The organism is Aeromonas sp. 75A (assembly GCF_051919425.1).
Taxonomy (GTDB): Bacteria; Pseudomonadota; Gammaproteobacteria; order Enterobacterales; family Aeromonadaceae; genus Aeromonas; species Aeromonas veronii.
This window is the reverse complement of sequence record NZ_JBQBES010000002.1, coordinates 3,257,666-3,278,241: the sequence shown is the minus strand read 5'-3', so window position 1 is coordinate 3,278,241 and position 20,576 is coordinate 3,257,666. Positions and strand designations below refer to the sequence as shown.

The 20,576-nt window shown below is 42.9% G+C and carries 15 protein-coding genes and 4 pseudogenes; 9 read left to right on the top strand and 10 right to left on the bottom strand.

The genetic code is table 11. The annotated features are described in order from the left end of the window. Positions 1 to 1,746 precede the first annotated feature (1,746 nt). From ACTG2T_RS15375 to ACTG2T_RS15360, 4 genes and pseudogenes are all read left to right on the top strand, one after another. The gene (locus ACTG2T_RS15375) at positions 1,747 to 2,160 is read left to right on the top strand and encodes a plasmid mobilization protein (RefSeq protein ID WP_376897455.1); all 414 of its coding nucleotides are present in this window, start codon (positions 1,747 to 1,749) and stop codon (positions 2,158 to 2,160) included. After that, positions 2,150 to 3,634, top strand: a complete 1,485-nt coding sequence (locus ACTG2T_RS15370) for a relaxase/mobilization nuclease domain-containing protein (RefSeq protein ID WP_157666808.1) — start codon at positions 2,150 to 2,152, stop codon at positions 3,632 to 3,634. The genes ACTG2T_RS15375 and ACTG2T_RS15370 overlap by 11 nt, the downstream gene beginning before the upstream one ends. A 29-nt stretch (positions 3,635 to 3,663) precedes the next feature. Beyond that, on the top strand, positions 3,664 to 4,356 hold the full coding sequence (locus ACTG2T_RS15365; protein ID WP_152985410.1) for a hypothetical protein: 693 nt from the start codon (positions 3,664 to 3,666) through the stop codon (positions 4,354 to 4,356). Between the two features lie 264 nt (positions 4,357 to 4,620). After that, a pseudogene (locus ACTG2T_RS15360) lies at positions 4,621 to 5,073 on the top strand (IS5-like element IS5B family transposase); the annotation flags it as partial. 326 nt (positions 5,074 to 5,399) lie between these two features. On the opposite strand, the gene norR reads toward ACTG2T_RS15360, so the two are convergent. Further along, a complete protein-coding gene (gene norR / locus ACTG2T_RS15355) occupies positions 5,400 to 6,941 on the bottom strand; it encodes a nitric oxide reductase transcriptional regulator NorR (RefSeq protein ID WP_042655827.1) in 1,542 nt (513 codons plus the stop codon). A 161-nt stretch (positions 6,942 to 7,102) separates the two neighbouring features. Here norR and ytfE point away from each other — a divergent pair, with 161 nt between their 5' ends. From ytfE to ACTG2T_RS15340, 3 genes and pseudogenes are all read left to right on the top strand, one after another. After that, positions 7,103 to 7,765 (top strand): iron-sulfur cluster repair protein YtfE, encoded by a 663-nt coding sequence (gene ytfE, locus ACTG2T_RS15350; RefSeq protein WP_017408664.1) that lies wholly within the window; start codon positions 7,103 to 7,105, stop codon positions 7,763 to 7,765. Between the two features lie 502 nt (positions 7,766 to 8,267). Further along, positions 8,268 to 8,954, top strand: a pseudogene (locus ACTG2T_RS15345) (methyl-accepting chemotaxis protein); the annotation flags it as partial. Then, positions 8,955 to 9,356, top strand: coding sequence for a CZB domain-containing protein (locus tag ACTG2T_RS15340; RefSeq protein ID WP_371317204.1), 402 nt, complete (start codon positions 8,955 to 8,957; stop codon positions 9,354 to 9,356). It begins immediately after the preceding pseudogene. 63 nt (positions 9,357 to 9,419) lie between these two features. On the opposite strand, the pseudogene ACTG2T_RS15335 reads toward ACTG2T_RS15340, so the two are convergent. Beyond that, a pseudogene (locus ACTG2T_RS15335) lies at positions 9,420 to 9,622 on the bottom strand (hypothetical protein); the annotation flags it as partial. Positions 9,623 to 9,624: 2 nt separating this feature from the next. Here ACTG2T_RS15335 and ACTG2T_RS15330 point away from each other — a divergent pair. Continuing rightward, a pseudogene (locus tag ACTG2T_RS15330) lies at positions 9,625 to 10,217 on the top strand (IS1595 family transposase); the annotation flags it as partial. A gap of 72 nt (positions 10,218 to 10,289) precedes the next feature. Here ACTG2T_RS15330 and ACTG2T_RS15325 read toward each other — a convergent pair. Next, positions 10,290 to 10,658: a putative zinc-binding protein gene (locus tag ACTG2T_RS15325; protein ID WP_050555278.1), complete on the bottom strand. Its 369-nt coding sequence runs from the start codon at positions 10,656 to 10,658 to the stop codon at positions 10,290 to 10,292. Positions 10,659 to 10,721: 63 nt separating this feature from the next. Continuing rightward, entirely contained in the window at positions 10,722 to 11,303 is a 582-nt protein-coding gene (locus ACTG2T_RS15320; RefSeq protein ID WP_160320685.1) for a flavin reductase family protein, read from the bottom strand. Positions 11,304 to 11,404: 101 nt separating this feature from the next. On the opposite strand from ACTG2T_RS15320, the gene ACTG2T_RS15315 reads away from it, so the two are divergent. Continuing rightward, entirely contained in the window at positions 11,405 to 11,827 is a 423-nt protein-coding gene (locus ACTG2T_RS15315) for a MarR family winged helix-turn-helix transcriptional regulator (RefSeq protein WP_050555279.1), read from the top strand. 60 nt (positions 11,828 to 11,887) lie between these two features. Here the strand turns inward: ACTG2T_RS15315 and ACTG2T_RS15310 are convergent, their stop codons facing one another. The 6 genes from ACTG2T_RS15310 to ACTG2T_RS15285 all read right to left on the bottom strand — a co-directional run bounded on the left by ACTG2T_RS15310 (position 11,888) and on the right by ACTG2T_RS15285 (position 20,528). Beyond that, on the bottom strand, positions 11,888 to 12,304 hold the full coding sequence (locus ACTG2T_RS15310) for a hypothetical protein (RefSeq protein ID WP_127908189.1): 417 nt from the start codon (positions 12,302 to 12,304) through the stop codon (positions 11,888 to 11,890). 86 nt (positions 12,305 to 12,390) lie between these two features. After that, positions 12,391 to 13,068 carry a respiratory nitrate reductase subunit gamma gene (gene narI / locus ACTG2T_RS15305; RefSeq protein ID WP_127006651.1) on the bottom strand — a complete coding sequence of 226 codons (678 nt, stop codon included), beginning with the start codon at positions 13,066 to 13,068 and terminating at the stop codon, positions 12,391 to 12,393. Beyond that, the gene (narJ, locus tag ACTG2T_RS15300) at positions 13,065 to 13,772 is read right to left on the bottom strand and encodes a nitrate reductase molybdenum cofactor assembly chaperone (RefSeq protein WP_042024867.1); all 708 of its coding nucleotides are present in this window, start codon (positions 13,770 to 13,772) and stop codon (positions 13,065 to 13,067) included. Before narJ ends, narI begins: the two co-directional genes overlap by 4 nt. After that, positions 13,769 to 15,307, bottom strand: a complete 1,539-nt coding sequence (gene narH, locus ACTG2T_RS15295; RefSeq protein ID WP_042084597.1) for a nitrate reductase subunit beta — start codon at positions 15,305 to 15,307, stop codon at positions 13,769 to 13,771. Before narH ends, narJ begins: the two co-directional genes overlap by 4 nt. Positions 15,308 to 15,309: 2 nt before the next feature. Beyond that, the gene (locus tag ACTG2T_RS15290; protein ID WP_042024866.1) at positions 15,310 to 19,074 is read right to left on the bottom strand and encodes a nitrate reductase subunit alpha; all 3,765 of its coding nucleotides are present in this window, start codon (positions 19,072 to 19,074) and stop codon (positions 15,310 to 15,312) included. A 38-nt stretch (positions 19,075 to 19,112) separates the two neighbouring features. Further along, positions 19,113 to 20,528 carry a NarK family nitrate/nitrite MFS transporter gene (locus ACTG2T_RS15285; RefSeq protein WP_058055685.1) on the bottom strand — a complete coding sequence of 472 codons (1,416 nt, stop codon included), beginning with the start codon at positions 20,526 to 20,528 and terminating at the stop codon, positions 19,113 to 19,115. Positions 20,529 to 20,576 lie beyond the last annotated feature (48 nt).

Below are 20,576 nucleotides of genomic sequence, written 5' to 3'. Positions count from 1 at the left end.
AGCAGCTTGGTTTCCATTTCTCGATACCGATAATGCGGTTTCCAGCGACTACTGAGGTGCAGATCACCTCGTTGTCAGCTGACAATCGCTTCCAGCCAGCAGCTTGGTTTCCATTTCTCGATACCGATAATGCGGTTTCCAGCGGCTACTGAGGCGCAGATCACCTCGTTGTCAGCTGACAATCGCTGCCAGCCAGCAGCTTGGTTTCCATTTCTCGATACCGATAATGCGGTTTCCAGCGGCTACTGAGGCGCAGATCACCTCGTTGTCAACTGACAATCGCTGCCAGCCAGCAGCTTGGTTTCCATTTCTCGATACCGATAATGCGGTTTCCAGCGGCTACTGAGGCGCAGATCACCTCGTTGTCAGCTGACAATCGCTGCCAGCCAGCAGCTTGGTTTCCATTTCTCGATACCGATAATGCGGTTTCCAGCGGCTACTGAGGCGCAGATCACCTCGTTGTCAGCTGACAATCGCTGCCAACCAGCAGCTTGGTTTCCATTTCTCGATACCGATAATGCGGTTTCCAGCGGCTACTGAGGCGCAGATCACCTCGTTGTCAGCTGACAATCGCTGCCAGCCAGCAGCTTGGTTTCCATTTCTCGATACCGATAATGCGGTTTCCAGCGGCTACTGAGGCGCAGATCACCTCGTTGTCAGCTGACAATCGCTGCCAGCCAGCAGCTTGGTTTCCATTTCTCGATACCGATAATGCGGTTTGCAGCGGCTACTGAGGCGCAGATCACCTCGTTGTCAGCTGACAATCGCTGCCAGCCAGCAGCTTGGTTTCCATTTCTCGATACCGATAATGCGGTTTCCAGCGACTACTGAGGCGCAGATCACCTCGTTGTCAACTGACAATCGCTGCCAGCCAGCAGCTTGGTTTCCATTTCACGATACTTATAATGCAGATGACTGCGGGCACTGATGTACTGATCACTCCGTTGTCAGCTGACAATCGCCATCGCTGGACAAGCCGAGTTCCATTTCACGCTACCGATAATCCATCTGCCAGAAAGCACCGAGCCAAAGATCGGCCAGCAGCCAGGCTGATAGCTATCTTAGCAGGCGTTACGCCGCAGTTCCCGATAGACAGTGGAACGATAACACCAATGGAGTGAGCCATGGCGGCAACGGATATCCTTTGCCGATATCTGGTATCGTTGCCCTTCAGTCACCTGCTGATAACTCATGGTGATACTGCTTCTACTTTGGCGAGCTGAAGCGTACCACCGTCAGCAGTTGACTACCTCTCACCGCTTAACCATGAGTGTCGCACTTATTATCTGAATTCCCGGGCTGCCTTGAAAAAATGCCTGAGGGTGGTAGAAATACCCGCTATCAGATCAAAATTTCTCTGTAACCGTTTTCGCCATCCGTACCGGTAAAATCAATTTAAATACGACCATTTATTGCGGTCAAAAAATGAGCAATCACGCCATTGATATAGCTATCATAAAAACTAAAATTACGAACCTAGAAATTTACTCATAAATAATTTTTTAGAAATCAATAATTATTTCATTGGGAGGGTTGATATCATTTTTATAATTTGCAATAATTAAAACAAGATTATTGATTTAGACTTTTCCTTGTGGCTTAACATCAATATTTATGACAGATTACATTTAAATTATTATGTTCTGGATAATTTTCCTTACCAGCTATATTTAGGTGGCTACTTATCTGGTCTTATTGATCACAGATAGGCACAAAAACACTAATAACAACTATAAGAAGGTGTTTATGATAAAAAGGCAAAAATGGGGTAGACCCCCAAAAATAGACTCGGACAAACGCATCCTGCGAGTTCGAGTTTCGTTTACAGCGGACGAATATCAGAAATTACAGGCACGATGCCATGCATCCGGGGTAGCTAAAATTAGCGAACTCGTTCGCGCAATTGCACTCAACGAGAAACACATAGACTCGGAACCAGCTATCCGTCATGTAGAATTGATCCATTGGTTAGCTCAGCTAAATAGGCTGACGGCAGATATCAACGAATTCATTTTGGAGTGTAGACTCCATTTACATTCTGATGAAGTCAAAAATAATCACTCCAAAAATGTTTTGATCCTCCAGAAAATCCAATCCGTCTATAAATTACTGATAAATATTTCAGGCGTAGCACATGCGGAGGGCAAACATGATCGGTGAGGTTTTTGATCTGACGCCAGGTTTTTCTGGGAGACTAAATTATATATTCAGGAATTCTCCATTTAAAAATCCTAACAACAAAAAGAAAGATCATAAAAAACAGGCCACAGCACAGATAAATTATCTTGGCGGAAATGTATTCAGCTACCCAGAGTTGGCGCTCACTGAAAGCGGTAAAAATTATAATGTCAGTGGGCTGCTCACAGAACTAGAGCAGCAGGCGAATTTGTATTTGGGTTCTGGAGAAATGAAATGTGCGCATTATTCAATTTCGTTACCTGCTGGTGATAGCCTCAGCCCATATCACTGGTTCGTGTCAGCTCGAATTTTCATGGATCGGATGGGATATGGAAATGACACGAAATGGACCTCTGTAATACACAATGACGCTCATTGCCAACATATCCATATCGTTGCATGTCGCGTAAAACTAGATCGCACTCTAGTCAATACCTACAACGATTATGACCGTTGCATACAGGCGGTGCGAGATATAGAAAAAATTCTTGGCCTCGTTGAACAAAAAAATCCCGATGAAAACTGGGGAATTGAATATTCTATCACAGACATGAAAACCGGCATTGGTAGAGGAACATTGTCAGCCCAGCAAGATCCAAAAAATCTTATAAGATCTGTTTTAGATAGAGTGTTTGAATGTAGACCGAGCACCATCTCAGGACTCGTAAAAAAATTGCGGGGCTATAATGTGATGGTTGCCGTGCGTAGAAAAAATGGTGTCCCAACAGGCATTATGTACAGTGTTGATGGACTGATATGGATTTCAGGAACGCATGTTAAACGCCGCCGTGCGGCCTGGGGCAGGCTACTAGAACAGGGTATTACATACTCACCAACTAGAGATGATAAAATTTTAGAGTTACGTACTCACAATTTAGAGGAACAAAAAATAAAAATTGAACTTCAAAAATACAATAAAATTTCACCAGAGCCAAATTTACATTTAAAACAAACCATCCCTATAGCATCAAAGGTTAGTTTAAATGAAAGAAAACATAACCAAAAATCACTAACATCTAAATGTGACACTTATATAGAAAATTTCATAGCATTGGTTCGCTGTACTCAAAAGCAATATAAGAAAATTATAGGTAGGGTTAAGTCATACATATACAGGGATAAACGATTTAACGCTCATAGCCTGCTACAACTGAATTTTTCATGTGAATGGAAAGAAAAACCTTCCGATTCAGTGATTGAGGAGTTCTTAGCCGCGATAACGGCTGCATTAAAACGTATATTCAAGAATGGTTTTGAGTCAGTTAATCACGGATTGGAACCAAATCTACCCGATGGGTACGTTATGGATGCAGAGACACAGGCGCCAAACATCGTTGTGATTACATCATCCAATCAGGAGAAGTTAGTCACGTCAATTCACAACGCTAACAAATGGATTGATGATTGGACTGGAAGAACCATCCCAAATGGCATTGAGTTATTAAAGATAAAATAATAAAAACAATAAATTATGAGGTTAGTTATATGGCAATAGCAAGATTGAATTCAAATTTAAAAACAATCACATTCAGTACAACAATCAGCATTCAAGAAAATTTAGAACTCAAGGACGGAACCATTAGGTCAATATATAAATCCAAACATGAGCACCTTGGCACTGTTGATATAAACTCTGATTACTCACTCATTTCAAGTCTAACACAGGATGAAGTGATAAAATTTACCGAATGGGCTAAACAGCAACAAAATGACGTTAAAAATTCCTATCTCGCGAATCATGCCAGAGGGTTTTGGGGTGGTTATCCCGTTATAAAAAGATCAGTTTCCGATGATGAAAAATATCGCGATGAATTTGGGTTTATTCAAAATAGACGTATAGGTGAGTTCATAGGTGTTATTGCTGATCCGATAAAAATAAACCACCTCCCCTCGACATCAGAACATGGTAATTCATTAAATTTCCACCTTATACGTAAGGATGGGACACTGGTCGACATGCTAAGTCCGTTGTGTGATGAAATTATCAGATCTCACAAAAAAACAAAATTAAACATTGAGGAAGCTAAGAATATTTTCCAGGGATTGAAACCCATTACCTACCTGATAACTGAGGTTATTGGATTTAAACAATCCGACCTAGAAAAAAAACTACCTCCTGGTTACAGAGCAAAAACTGTATCATTGTTAAAAAATAAAACTAACGGTAAGTTTGGATAGTAAATACCGATAACAGGTCTGTCTAAAAACTAAAAAAATGATGAACAACGGATTGTATGTACGCAGGCATATTAAAATAATAGTATTTTATTATACTGGCATCCTGCCGTTGACTAACGGCAATTTAAAAAATTCTGCACTGTGGGCATAGCGTCAAAACTTGCCCACTATTCAGCTGACAGACGGCGATTGTTAGGGAAGGTGCGAACAAGTCCCTGATATGAGATCATGTTTGTCATCTGGAGCCATGAAAAAGGGTTCATCATGAGTCATCAGCTCACCTTCGCCGACAGTGAATTCAGCAGTAAGCGCCGTCAGACCAGAAAAGAGATTTTCTTGTCCCGCATGGAGCAGATTCTGCCATGGCAAAACATGGTGGAAGTCATCGAGCCGTTTTATCCCAAGGCTGGTAATGGCCGGCGACCTTATCCGCTGGAAACCATGCTACGCATTCACTGCATGCAGCATTGGTACAACCTGAGCGATGGCGCGATGGAAGATGCTCTGTACGAAATCGCCTCCATGCGTCTGTTTGCCCGGTTATCCCTGGATAGCGCCTTGCCGGACCGCACCACCATCATGAATTTCCGCCACCTGCTGGAGCAGCATCAACTGGCCCGCCAATTGTTCAAGACCATCAATCGCTGGCTGGCCGAAGCAGGCGTCATGATGACTCAAGGCACCTTGGTCGATGCCACCATCATTGAGGCACCCACCTTGGCTTCAATTCCAGAGCCTATTCAACGTGCTGTAGGGGGTTATCCTTGCACACCTTTCCCTGTTGGTCAGCCTGCTCCTATGCATCCTCTAAAGCCCAATGAGCTCGCCTGGGGAGTGGTCATATCTCTAAATCCGATTTAACTGAATAAACTGATGCGTTTTTATACATAGAACCATTTGTGGATAGGATAGAGATGGCAAGAATCCTGATGACTCCCGCCCTTGATGGCCACGGTCATATCTACGATTCTCGAGAATGTCAAACTGTCTCTGACCAAGTGGTTTCTGGGAAAGCCGCGTGAAAAGATTTAACGGTATCAACGTTATTTTAAGCCTAACCGTTTAGCCAGTTTATGTAAATTACTTGGGTCAAGAACTAACCGACGAGCCACATTAGCCCAATTGCCCTGACAGGCATCCAAAGTCTGACTTATAACCTTACGCTGATAACCATCCACGGCAATCTTTAGCGATACAGTCTGTTCATCATGCGAAACCTGTGACAACAGTATATGTTCGGTTTTTGTCGAACAAATCGCGTTGGCATCCAATGCCAGATGCTCTGGTTCCAATGTGACAATTTCTGTTCTGACAGCTCCCCGACTGAGTGCACGCAAAGCAGCCCGACTGATCACATGCTCTAGTTCGCGTACATTGCCCGGCCAGTCATAAGTAAACAAAGCCTGTTCTGCTTCGCGTGATAATCGCAGGCTACGAAAACCAAGACGGGCACGGTTTAGCTCTAGAAAATTCCCTGCCAGTAATAACACATCGTTATCACGCTTCCGCAGTGGAGGGATCGGCACTGGATAAACCGACAACCGATGGTACAAATCAGCCCGGAATTGCCCTTCTCTTACCTGCTCATGCAACTGTCGATTGGTTGCCGCAATGATCCGAACATCGACTTTCTGCTGCTGATCTGTACCGAGTCGTTGGATCTCGCCATTCTGTAACGTGCGTAGCAATTTAGCCTGCACAGTCAGTGGTAATTCACCAACCTCATCGAGAAAAAGCGTACCGCCATGTGCTGCTTCAAATCGACCGGGGCGATCGCTTATCGCACCAGAAAATGCACCTTTAACATGACCAAACAGTTCACTTTCCGCGAGTGACTCTGGTAATGCCGCACAATTGACATGGATCAGCGGTGCAATATGTCGTGGTGATTTACTGTGTAAGCGGCGAGCAAATAGCTCTTTTCCTACACCAGTCTCGCCCAGCAACAACACGGGAAGTTCGGAATCTGCTACCACATCCAGCTCATGCAATAACTTCAGCAAAATCGCACTTTGCCCAATGATTTCACCATCACTAGTATTTTGTTCACCCAGCAATAACGCTTCTGATGCTCGATTACCAACTCGTAACGCTAGAATCTCTTCTTCTAAACGGCTCATACGTATCACCACTTCAGTCAGAGAAGCACTGTGCGTTAATTTATCAACTGCTTCATCGTCAAAAACAAAACCCTCAAAAGCATCTAGCGTTAATGCGCCCCACAATTGCCCTCCTAGATAGAGGCTGATCCCCATGCAATCATGTACGGGTAATGGCAGCCCACGTTGTGAGTCCAGTAAACCATCATATGGATCAGGTAACAGACTTTCCGGTTCAAATCGCACTGCTGAACGACTGGATAAAATAGTGGCCAGACGAGGGTGCTGTGCCACGACAAAACGGCGCCCCAATGTTTCATGCACTAAGCCATCCACTGCCACAGGACAAAGGCAATCACCATCCAATTTCAATAAACCAACTGCACTACAACCAAAATTAGTTCGAATCGCGGAAACCAGCCGCTCCTGTCGAACGGAACGCGGTAGTTCAGTAGTGAGATCAAGTAACAATGATGTTTCAAACATGGTATTTATTACCAGAAATGGTTTTTTTAACCCTATCAGGAGATGGTAAAAAACACCACAAAAATATATAATCCATATATTTCAATGTGTTAGATATGGCATGATTTATGCTTTTACTTATCGAGATAAAATTACTCTATTATTTATCAAGGAGCGCTTTCATGGTCTTACTCGAACAAACTATTGCCAATATTGCTTGTGAAATTCCTGGTGCAACACGAGTATTCCACAAATTTAAACTAGATTTTTGCTGCGGTGGTCAACAACCGTTAAAAGATGCCATCGCTCACCGTAACCTCGATGCCACGCTGGTTATTACTGAATTAGAGCAAGTACAACAGTTACCAAGCCACGAAATTGATTGGCGTACTGCAACACCTTCTGCGCTAATTGATTTTATCCTGGAACGCTTCCATGCTCAGCATCGAATTCAATTACCAGAACTGATCCGCCTTACAAATCGAGTGGAACATGTCCATGCGGATAAAATAGGCTGTCCGTTAGGTCTGGGGGCTCATCTGGTTGATATGCTGCGGGAGCTGGAAGGTCACATGCAGAAAGAAGAGCAGATCCTATTCCCTATGCTGAAAAAGGGTCTTAACAACTCAGTACAAGGCCCAATTGCTATGATGCGTATTGAACATGAACAGCATGGTGAATGTTTGGACGAAATAATGCACCTGACCAATGACATTACGCCTCCGGTAGACGCTTGCGTGACATGGCGTGCACTCTATACCGGCCTGACACAATTGCGAGAAGACCTGATGCAACATATTCATTTGGAAAATAATATTTTATTCGCAAACGCCACCACCAATTAATGACCAGTCATCTATTATTCTCGGGGATATCTGCATATCCCCGTGGATTTGGTAGTCGCGTATTTTGGTTATGTTGACTTTGTGAGAAAATAAGAGAAAGCATTTGTTCAATGCATGTTCATCCATAATATCGAACTTAAAAATAGGTTTAATCGGAAACGAGAATTAAGGTTGGCAGCAAGAATCTCTTGTGGTCTCTTGTGGTAGTTATTGTTCATAAAGTAGGTAATGTTTACGATCCATCTTTTTTATCTATCAGTATCGCTCATAAACACACTTGCTTATATTGTCAACAAAAATATATATCTAATCAACTAATATGTTTATCACATTTGAATCCGTGCTGTATTAAAAATCACCCTACCTGGGCGGCTTCTGGATAGGCTGGAACCCATTTTTATTGTTTAGAACGCGCATAAATCACTTCATTTTATCTACGTTCCATAGTTTAATTGGCAACGTGAATGTTTTTAAATGCGCATTATTTTATTCGAGGTAACTTATGTTTGGCTTAAAGCTTAAACAACAATATCAGATCTTATCTGATGAAAATCAGATGCTAAAAGAAGAGATAGAGCAGTTACAATCCAGCTATAAGATAGCATGCGAAGAAAGTCAAGAAATTCAGATAAGGCTAAGGAATACACAATCTAGAGAGCGATTTTTCCTTGGAATGTTTACCAATATTGCAAATTTTGGGCAATCACTACATGGGCTCGGTGATTCTTTTTTGGGCCTAGCTGTACAGCTGAATCAACAAAAAATAACTGCTATTTCATCCTCTCGGGAATCAGAAACAAATCGTCTTGCTTTTCAGCAAATGGCTAACAATCTGCACACGATGTTTGAACAAATTACGGCAGCCTCAGAAAATGTGGCCTCGCTACATGAGCGCGCTAGTCAAATCAATGGTATTGTTCAATTAATAAAAGGTATTGCCGATCAAACAAATTTATTAGCGTTAAATGCAGCAATTGAAGCCGCCCGCGCTGGCGAACAAGGGCGCGGATTTGCTGTAGTGGCTGATGAGGTTAGAAGTCTGGCGGAGCGGACCAGCAAAGCGACAACAGAAATTGCTGGGTTGGTGAGCGAAATCCAGTCCGATACCCAACAGGCCAAAAACGTTATGGAACAAGGCGCCATCAATGCTCGTCGTTACAGTGCAGATAGTCTTTCTGCAACTAATGGCATGTCGCAATTAACGGAGCTTTCGCAAAATTTAGAGCAATCAATTACAGGAGCTTCGCTGCTTTCCAATGCGGAATTAGCCAATCTGGAAGAACTCAGTCTTAAATTAGAAGTGTATAAAGTATTAATGGGATTATCCAACCTAACTGCGGAGCAGCTTCCTGATTACACTGAGTGTCGACTCGGCCAGTGGTATTACGCTGGTGAAGGTAAAGCCAGTTTCTCTAAATCATCAGGTTATCGCGAGATGGAAAAACCACATCAAGCTGTACATGACAATGCCAGAAATGCGGTAGCTCGTTTCCATAGTGGCGATTACGATGGGGCACTTTCTGCTTTAGCTGCAATGGAGCAGGCAAATATAACGGTCATGAAGGGTATGAGCCATTTTCTAAAATTATAACTCTAACAACGATTCCTGATTACCCATGATTAGCAGTCACTCCGAACGGCGTTGCTTCCCAAATCAGTCGTAAAAACGTAGCTTCCCCAGCCCCAAGTGACCGTTACACTTGGGCTTTCTGACCGGCAGGCCAAGGTCGTCAGTTTGTTTATCACACTCACATACGCCATCACTTCCCCCACTTGGTCGTTGTAGTTTCGTTGACTGATTCTTCCCACCATCAGCTGTTTGAACCGGGACATCGCCGTCTCTACCAACGAGCGACGGAGATCTCGCCTGGATGCTCAAGCACAAGCTGCTGCAAGCGATGAAGGAGTCTGACGACAAGCATCCCATCAGCGGTATCATTCAACTCGATGATGTCTACTGGGGCAGTGAACGCCGTGGTGGCAAGCGGGGTTGTGGTACCGTTTGCAAGACACCTTTGTGGCGGCAGTGTCCCTGAAGAAGGAAAGAAATCCAATCAAAATGTGGATGACGGTGGTTGATGGGTTCAAAACTAAGACCATTGGCAAGTGGGCTAAACGACATCTTGCTAACGGGAGTGCCGTGATATCTGATGAGTTATCCCGTTTCAGGGCAGTCAAGGAAGCCAACTGTGAGTGCCTGAGTGTCGTCACTGGAGGCAACCTGGATTTACTGGAGCATCTTGCGTTCAACTGGGTAAGCACGATAATAGGGAATGTGCAGAACTCGCTGCGGAGCAGTTGCCATACGCTTGGAACCAAGCCTCTACCAAATCATCTGACGGAATGATGCTTCCGATTTAAGCATCGTTTTGGCATCAAGAGCATGCTGGTTGAATTGAACCACACGATAGAGGAAATCCATCTGATACCATATCGGGAAGATCATGGGTAATCGGATAGGTGGTACCCCATATCTATAGCCACGTATGAATAATACATACCGATAAATTTGAGGAGCAACCTCTTATAGAAGAGTTAATAACTGTGCGATTTCAAAAACAAGCCTATCCGCTTCATCAGAATCAAAATCTGTTTTCTGAAGTTTTTTGACTCCATGCTCATTCAATAAGACATGATTTGTAGGAGTGAGATTGTGAATAGCCAAACAACTTTTGACACATTGTAAAGGACATCCATCGATAGCAATGATCGATCTACCAGACTTTGCTATACGGACTAAATGCTTTACGTTTCCACCAACACCTGCAATGCAGGACATTTCTGCATCACCTCGTTTATCTAGCTGAATAGCCATATAGTTTGCCATCTGCGCTGCACTTGAACAACCAGAGCATGAATAAACCAATGGTAAAGAACGTAAACATTCACTCATAAAACATCCTTTAAAAATCATAGTCCCATGAAGATGCCCTTAATAAATAGGGCATCTGCGAAATCAATTATCAAATTTAAAGTTTCTACCAATAGCGCTGGTAATTCCGTGGTAACTCCTGAAATTATAAATCAGAGGGCTCCACAAATCCGCGTCAATAACGTCATCTTTTTTAAGTAAAGATGCATCTGCATGCACATGAGTGGCTCGCAATTCAACGATAGCAAAATTATTGCGCTTTGTTATATGTTCAACTACACACTCGACCTGAATTAAACATTCTTGGATACGAGATGGTTTAACGGTACAGGACGCCAGCTCTGTAAATCCACCAAGAGCAAATTTATTACCACAATAACTGAAACCTATCTTTTCAGATGGGACAGGATCCTTTCCGGTCAATTTGGCAATAGATTCAATTCTATCCGAAAGGTTGTCTGATGCAACATTCAATACGACTTCTGGACAATTCTCAATGTTTTCGATAGCCTTTGAATTTAGACTGAGGCCGATGACAATATTATTCGAAAGAGACCAACTCGATGATATTGGTGTAATGTTAGTTGTATCAGTATCATCGATGGTACTCAGTAGAATTACGGTGTTTCCCCAATAAAGTGATTTTGGGTGAACTTGCTTATGCATTGCCATCTCCTTTGTAACAGAAACACTACAAATTATATATCACAATGTGATATAATTGAACTTATTGTATTTCACCTAAGAAGTCAACAACCGAGTAAGCTATGTTAACAAAAGCTCAATTTGAGGCACTTTCTGAGTTTCGCTATCAGTTAAAGCGTTTTCTTCACTTCAGTGAAACTGCGGCCAAGGAGCTCGGGCTCACACCATTACAGTATTTATCCCTCCTGCACATTCAAGGATACCCAGGGCGCAACTGGGCAAGCGTGGGTGAACTAGCGGAAAGGTTACAAATGAGTCATCACGCTACCGTAGCTTTACTTACGCGATGTGAGGAGTTGGATCTCGTTGAACGGCGGAAAAATGAAAATGACAAGCGCAAAGTAGATGTGCATCTAACAGATAAAGGGAGAGAATATTTACAGCAATTGGCACAGCAGCATAAAACAGAATTGCAATCGCTTCAAAATACTTTCCAAGTGGCACGTATTACAGCACTGAATGAAAACTATGATGCTGACCAATAAAAACCTTATTTACTAAAAGTATGAGCAAGTGAATTGCTCATACTTAATGGTCAGAATACTCTAGTCATAATTCACATTGAACTGTTTACAATAAAATATGACTTGTGAATATATTTTTTCGTGGTCTTCAAAAAGAATTAAGTCAATAGTTTCGTTATCAGGAAGTATATGTAGCACTCTAGAGCCAGGCTTGCTTTCAATTAACTTAATTAAAGATATTTGGCGCCATGAGAAAAAAAGGTGTTTTTTATGGCAATGAAACTCAATGCCACTGAAACTCAATTCTAATTTTACTTTTCTTGCGATATAAATGTATCTTATATCTATTGCCGCCGTAATAATGAATATTAGCAATGAGAATAAAATTGTATTGCGATATAACTCTTCGGTTATTGGTAAACCAGTAACTTCAGATGCCAACAACAGCAGAGTTGGCCAGAAAATTGCAACAAAGAAAGGTTCGACTAACTTAGTCACAAACTGCTTATTTGATACGTGATATACCATACTACACCTGATAAATAGTAGTCGCAGTTTACACTGCGACTACTACCCTAATCATGTTACCGACGAGACCTTACGATCTGGATACGTCTAGTTAGATACTCAAGCGGTACACTCCAAACGTGTACCAATCGACAGAATGGAAAGACAACAAACAAAGTCATACCTAAAACCATATGAATTTTGTAGATAACAGATACCCCTTCTAAATTATTAGAGGCCCCTGTTTGGAATGTCACGACATCTTGTGCCCAACTGACGAGCTTCATCATGATGCTGCCGTCAAGGTGGAAGGCGGAGAATGGAATTGTAAGAAGGCCAAGCGCCGCCTGGGATACTAATAGCACCAAAATCAAGATGTCCGCAGTCGATGATGTTGCTCTGATCCTGGCGTTTGTCAGACGCCGCTTTAAGAGCAGATAACCACCGTACAACGTCATTGCACCAAAGACACCGCCAGCACTCATAGCTATGAGTTGCTTTGCTTGCAATGATAAGAAGGACTCATATACCCAGTGAGGTGTCAACAGGCCAAAAAAGTGGCCAAAGATGATACCAAGAATGCCAATGTGGAACAGTCCAGATGCCAGCCTCATATTCGAGTTATCAAGCAACTGGCTTGATCCTGCTCGCCAAGTGTACTGCCCATAATCGTAACGAACCCAACTACCAAGTAGAAAAATGGTAACTGCAATATATGGGTATATATCAAAGAAGAAGCTATGAATATAGTTCATTTGTTTGCCTCACCAATTTCAAGGTACTGTGGTACGACTGCATTCTTAAATCGGTTGCTATGAATCGATTGAATTGAACTGGGACATGATTCTCCTCCTAAAAACTTCACCTGCTCTTCCTCCCAAACAGCATCTAACGCAGCGGGTGTTGCATCATCAGCCTCTTTCATAACTTGTGTGCTTATAAGAGCGCTATCGTACTCTGTCATGGATAGATCAATTAGAACCCCAAATAGAACATGATATTTGCTTTCTCTTTTGAGTAGCCTCTCTTTAAGCAACCCCAAGATCGGAGTGATAAAACACAACCCCTCTATAATTTCAGCGTTATTTCTTGTTGAAAGGTATTCCAAGTAAACAGGAAGAAAATCCGGTAATTCTCTTTTGTTAAGAGAAAATCCTGCATCTTCATATTGCTTAAGCAGGTCTACCATTGCTTGTCCGCGATCACGCGACTCACCATGAACATGCTCAAAAAGAAGCAGAGAGGTGGAACGGCCACGGTCGAAGATATCACAATATATTTCTTGGAATGAAAGTAGAGAACGATCAAACGCATATGTTACAAAATCACATATTGATGATTTTTGTGCCGATGTCAGCTCATTACATTCAGCTATGCAATCAAAGATTTCATCCTTGTTTTCCCACAGATCAATATCTGGGTAGTCCAGGAGGATTGATATGATCTTTAAAGATTTCATTTTTTATCCTCACTTGGATTTGTAGATACATTAATGGCATTAATTCTCTGGCTATTAAACAGGTTGTACTTAGTGTCGCTACCTTTACAACCATCACCAAAGCTAAAGCCACACCCTTTAGCTTCAGGAAATGCTTCTCGTGCTAGCTCGCGATGACTGGAAGGAACTACAAAGCGGTCTTCATAGTTAGCTATAGCCAAATAACGGTACATTTCCTGCGCTTGGTGTTCAGTTAAACCAACCTGCTCTAATGCGCTGGTATCCACCTTTTTATCTACAGTTTCAGCTCGCTTATAATGACGCATTGCCAACATACGATTCAGTGCACTCTTAACAGGTGCTATATCGCCAGCGGTCAACAGATTCGCCAAATACTGTAAAGGAATTCGCAAGCTAGAAATATCTGGTAGAACACCATCATCACCTAAATAGCCTGCATCTTTGGCTGATTGGATAGGGGAAAGAGGTGGTACATACCATACCATCGGTAACGTGCGATACTCTGGGTGTAATGGGAGTGCAAGCTTCCATTCCATCGCCATCTTGTACACAGGTGACTTCTGAGCAGCATCTAGAACATTTTGAGTGATGCCTTGCTTTAAGGCTTCTTCAATGATAGCAGGATCATGTGGATTTAAGAAAATCTCCAACTGCTTGTTGTATAAATCCTTGTCATTTTCAGTTGATGCTGCTTGCTCAATACGATCTGCATCATAAAGGATTACTCCCAGATATCTAATTCGTCCAACACATGTTTCAGAGCAGACGGTTGGTTGACCAGACTCAATTCTGGGGTAGCAGAAGATACATTTTTCAGATTTACCACTTTTCCAGTTAAAGTAAATCTTCTTGTAGGGGCAACCAGTAAGACACATACGCCAACCACGACATTTGTCTTGGTCAATAAGGACAATGCCATCTTCTTCACGTTTATATATTGCCCCACTAGGGCAAGTAGCCACACATGCAGGATTCAAGCAATGCTCACAAAGCCGAGGGAGATACATCATGAACGTATTTTCAAACTGTCCATACATCTCCTTTTGGATGTGGTTGAAATTGTAGTCTTGTGAACGCTTAGTGAATTCCCCGCCCAAGATTTCTTCCCAGTTTGGGCCATTGTTGATCTTGTCCATACGTTGACCAGTAATCAGTGAACGTGGACGTGCTATTGGCTGATGCGCACCTTGTTTAGCATTATGTAAATGCTCATAGTCAAAGGTGAAAGGCTCATAATAGTCATCAATAGTCGGCATGTCAGGGTTGTTAAAAATCTTGGCTAAAACGCCAATCCGGTTACCCATTCTTGGAACGATTTTTCCATTGATATTTCGAACCCAGCCACCCTTCCATTTATCCTGATTTTCCCAATCGTTTGGATAGCCCACGCCTGGCTTGCTTTCTACGTTATTAAACCAGGCGTATTCCATTCCCTCGCGACTTGTCCATACGTTCTTACAAGTAACAGAGCAAGTATGACATCCGATGCATTTATCGAGGTTTAGCACCATTCCAATTTGCGCACGAATTTTCATTTTTACTTCTCCCCTGCCTTGTTACTGTACATATTGTCAGCCTGTGTATAGTCATTATTTTCGTCATCAAGCCATTTAACCTGATTCATGCGGCGGACGACAACAAACTCATCACGGTTAGAGCCCACTGTGCCATAATAGTTGAACCCATAAGCCTGATGTGCATATCCGCCAATCATATGAGTTGGTTTAGGGCAGACACGAGTAACGGAGTTATGAATCCCACCACGTTGTCCTGTTATTTCGGAGCCTGGAATATTCACCAGGCGCTCTTGAGCGTGATACATCATTACCATTCCAGCAGGGACGCGCTGACTCACCACTGCACGAGCAGTTAATGAACCATTGATATTAAATGCCTCGATCCAGTCGTTATCCTCAATTTTTAGATCTTTAGCATCATCTTCACTTATCCAAACAATTGGCCCACCCCGAGACAGTGTAAGCATCAACAAGTTTTCGCTGTATGTTGAGTGGATACCCCATTTCTGGTGCGGAGTGATCCAGTTCAGAGCTTTCTCTTTGTTACCGTTACCCTTCTTACCCATAATATTTTTAATAGTCTGGGTATTGATTGGTGGTCGATATGAAATGAGACTTTCGCCAAAATCACGCATCCATTGGTGATCCTGATACAGCTGTTGACGACCAGTAATGGTTCGCCATGGAATTAGCTCATGAACGTTTGTATAACCTGCGTTATACGAGACATGCTCGTCTTCCAAACCAGACCATGTTGGGCTAGATATGATTTTTCTCGGCTGAGCCTGAATGTCACGGAAACGAATTTTTTCCTCTTCCTTGTTGATAGCAAGATGTGCATGTTCTCGGCCAGTCAGCTTACTTAATGCATTCCAAGCCTTAACAGCCACATGACCATTAGTCTCTGGGGCTAAAGTAAGAATTACTTCAGCCGCATCAATTGCAGTGTCAATCTTTGGCCGCCCAGCATTCGCGCCATCATGGTGTGTGTAGTTAAGTTTTTTAAGAAGGTCTACTTCGGTTTCTGTGTTCCAATTAATACCCTTGCCACCATTTCCTTGCTTATCAAGGAGTGGGCCTAAGGATGTAAATCTTGCGTAGGTGTTAGGATAATCGCGCTCAACGGTCATTATATGTGGTGCAGTTTTTCCTGGAATGAGATCACATTCACCCAATTTCCAGTCTTTTACTTCAAACGCTTGGGCTATTTCTGCTGGAGAGTCATGCTGCATTGGCAATGTAACCACATCGGTTTCAACGCCAAGATGTCCTTTACAGAGCTCAGAAAACGCTTTTGCAATTGCCTTATAAATTTCCCAGTCGGATTTTGCTTCCCAGGCTGGATCTACAGCTGCTGACAATGGATGGATGAATGGATGCATATCCGAGGTATTCATATCATCTTTTTCATACCAGGTTGCAGTAGGCAACACGATGTCTGAAAACAGACAGGTACTCGACATCCGAAAATCTAGAGTCACAACGAGATCAAGCTTGCCTTGGGTTGGGGTATCTTTCCAATCAACTTCAGATGGTTTGCTATCACTGAATGAGCCGAGATCTTTTCCTTGAATGCCATGTTCTGTGCCCAACAGGTACTTGAGCATGTATTCATGACCTTTACCTGAAGACCCGAGAAGATTTGATCTCCAAATAAACATATTGCGTGGATAATGATCTTCGGGACACTCAGCAGCAAAACGAATACTGCCGTCCTTCAGCGAGTTAACCGTGAACTCTACAGGGCTTACCCCAAGCGCTTTTGCCTGTTCAGCAATACTCAGTGGATTAGTATTCAGCTGAGGGCTTGAAGGAAGCCAACCCAGCCGCTCTGCTTTCACGTTCATATCAATGAGATGCTTACTATATTTACTTGCATCAGCTAAAGGTGAAAGCAATTCTTGGGCATCTAACTTCTCATATCGCCATTGACTAGAGTGGTTATAGAAGAAAGACGTCCCATTCATGTGGCGTGGAGGCTTTTGCCAATCTAGGCCAAATGCCAACGGTTGCCAGCCCGTCTGGGGACGAAGCTTCTCTTGCCCTACGTAGTGAGCCCATCCACCACCGCTCTGTCCTACGCAACCACAGAATACCAGCATGTTAATCAAACCACGGTAATTCATATCCATGTGATACCAGTGGTTCATGCCTGCACCAACGATGATCATTGAGCGCCCATGTGTTTTGGCTGCATTGTCAGCAAACTCACGAGCGATGCGGATAATCTCATCTTGTGGTACACCCGTTATTTTTTCTGCCCAAGCGGGTGAATATGCCTTCACTTCCTTATAGGTATGTGCGCTGCTAGGGTCATCAAACCCTCTTTCTACACCATAGTTAGCCACGGTGAGATCGTAGACGGTGGTCACAAATTCTTGGCTTCCATCTGCCAACACGATGGATTTAGCTGGAATTTTTCTTCTGATAACTTCTTCTAATTCAACAGGTGTGAAATGCTCACTTTCCAATCCACCAAAATATGGGAAAGCCACCTCAACTAAATGTTGAGGTTCCTTTATTCCAACAGACAAAGTGACTGGTGTCTTGGACTGCCCAGCGGTCTCTTCAAGATTCCACTTTCCATCCTCTCCCCATCTATAGCCAATCGACCCTTGTGGCGCGACCAGATCACCAGAAACCTCATCAATCGCTATGGTCTTCCATTCAGGGTTGTTCTGTTCACCTATGTTATTGACCAAATCTGATGCTCTCAGGAAGCGTCCTGCTTCATAGCTACCATCTGGTCGTTTGGTCAATCTGACCAACATCGGAAAATCGGTATATTTCCTTGCGTAACTAACAAAATATTCATTTTTATGTTGAACGTGGAACTCGTTCAAAATGACATGGCCCATAGCCAATGCTAACGCGCTGTCTGTACCTTGTTTGGGGTTAAGCCAGTGATCACAAAGCTTAGCTACTTCAGCATAATCTGGAGTTATGGCGACAGTTTTGGTGCCTTTGTATCTAACTTCAGTAAAGAAGTGAGCATCAGGAGTACGAGTCTGAGGAATATTTGAGCCCCAGGCTATGATGTATGAGGAGTTGTACCAATCTGCTGACTCTGGTACGTCTGTTTGCTCTCCCCAAGTCATCGGTGATGCGGGAGGAAGATCACAATACCAGTCATAGAAGCTAAGGCAAGAGCCACCGATGAGCGATAAATATCTTGCACCTGCGGCATAGGAAACCATAGACATCGCTGGAATTGGTGAGAAGCCAACAACGCGATCTGGGCCGTGCTCTTTTACGGTGTAAACGTTTGCCGCTCCAATGATCTCATTAACTTCATTCCAGGTGCTACGAACAAAACCGCCTCTACCTCGGGCAGCCTTATACTTTTTGGATACATTCTGATCGGAAGCAATCGCACCCCATGCTAGAACAGGGTCTTTGTGCTTACTTTTTGCGTCTCGCCAAAGCTCAATCAACGCTTTCCTGACCATTGGGTACTTCAGTCGATTGGCGCTGTACAGATACCACGAGTAGCTTGCCCCTCTTGGGCAGCCGCGAGGCTCATGGTTTGGGAGATCTGGCCTTGTCCTAGGGTAATCAGTTTGCTGCGTTTCCCATGTAACCAAGCCGTTTTTTACATAGATTTTCCAACTACATGAACCAGTACAGTTCACGCCATGTGTTGAGCGTACAATTTTGTCATGTTGCCAGCGGTCTCTGTAACCATCTTCCCAATCTCTGTTCGTATTGTACGTTTGGCCGTGTTCACCAGAAAACTTTTCACCTAATGTCTTTAAATAGTTAAACCTGTCAAGAAACTTGCTCATTTTACTGCTCCATATGCATATGCATTAATAGTAACATTCTATTTATTGAGTTCTTTTCCATATACAAACCATGTTATTAGCCCACAAATAACATAGAAGACTAAAAAAGCTTTCATCGCATTAATTGGTGTTCCGCTGAGAGCTATTGATAAGCCGAATGCGTTTGGAATAAAGAAACCACCAATTGCACCTATTGCTGAGATGAACCCTAATGCTGTTGCTGTATCATTTGCTGATTTTTTTAAGGCTTGAGCTTCTGAATCATATCGCTGTAGATTCCTTTTTATCATCATCCCCCTAAACAAAACGGCGATCATTTGAAATGTAGAACCACTCCCAACTCCTGCGCATGAGAACAAAGCCATAAAGACAGCTAGAAAATAGGTGAAGTTGCCATGCCCTGCATCTGATGGAAGAGTTGAAAACAAAACCGCAACTAACGTAGCCATTAAGCAAAAGCTAACAAAGGTGACTTTAACACCGCCCAGCTTATCTGATAAAACGCCACCAACTGGCCTCATCAATGCGCCGAATAATGGCCCTATGAAAGCATATTTCATTATTTCAATATCAGGGAATTGAGTTTTAGCGAGCATTGCAAACCCCGCAGAGAATCCAATGAATGAACCAAAGGCAGCCAAATATAAAACACTCATAATCCAAAGATGTTTTTGTTTTAACACTACCCATTGCTCTTTAAACGAGGCTTTGGGTGCTGCAATATCATTCATAAAATGCCACGCTGCAATACTCAATATCAATATTACTGGCATCCATATTAAGGGTGCATTGCTGAGCCATATTGATGCATCAGGATTTCCTTGACCTAAACCGAAAGGGCCAAAGATATTTACAGAAATTACGATAGGTACAAGCATCTGCATGACACTGACACCCAAGTTACCTAGCCCCCCATTTAAACCAAGAGCCTTTCCTTGTTGAGTTTTTGGATAAAACAAGCTGATGTTAGCCATACTAGATGCAAAGTTGGCACCACCAAACCCACATAACAAAGAGATTATTAGAAATGTTGAATACGGCGTTGTGGTGTCTTGCACTGCAATGGTCAACCATGACATAGGTATCATAAGCAACAAGGTACTGAATGCTGTCCATCTCCGGCCACCAAAAACTGGGATCACAAATGAGTAAGGAATCCGTCCTAAAGCTCCAGTAAGTGACGGGAGTGCAGTCAGCAGAAACAGCTGGTCTGTTGTAAAGGTGAAACCAGCTAAAGGCAAGTTCATTGCTACTACGCTGAATATCATCCACACAGAGAATGAGATCAGTAGACAAGGGATAGATATCAGTAGGTTTCTTCTGGCAATATGAGAACCATTCTCAATCCAAAAGCACTTGTCATCAGGATTCCAGTCAACGAGCGTTTTGCTGTTATTTCTTTTATTTGTGTGACTGTCTTCACATCCATCTTTGTATTTTTGATATATGGACATTTTGCTCACCGGTTAGTGTTGGGGTACACAATTTCCAATAAACAATTT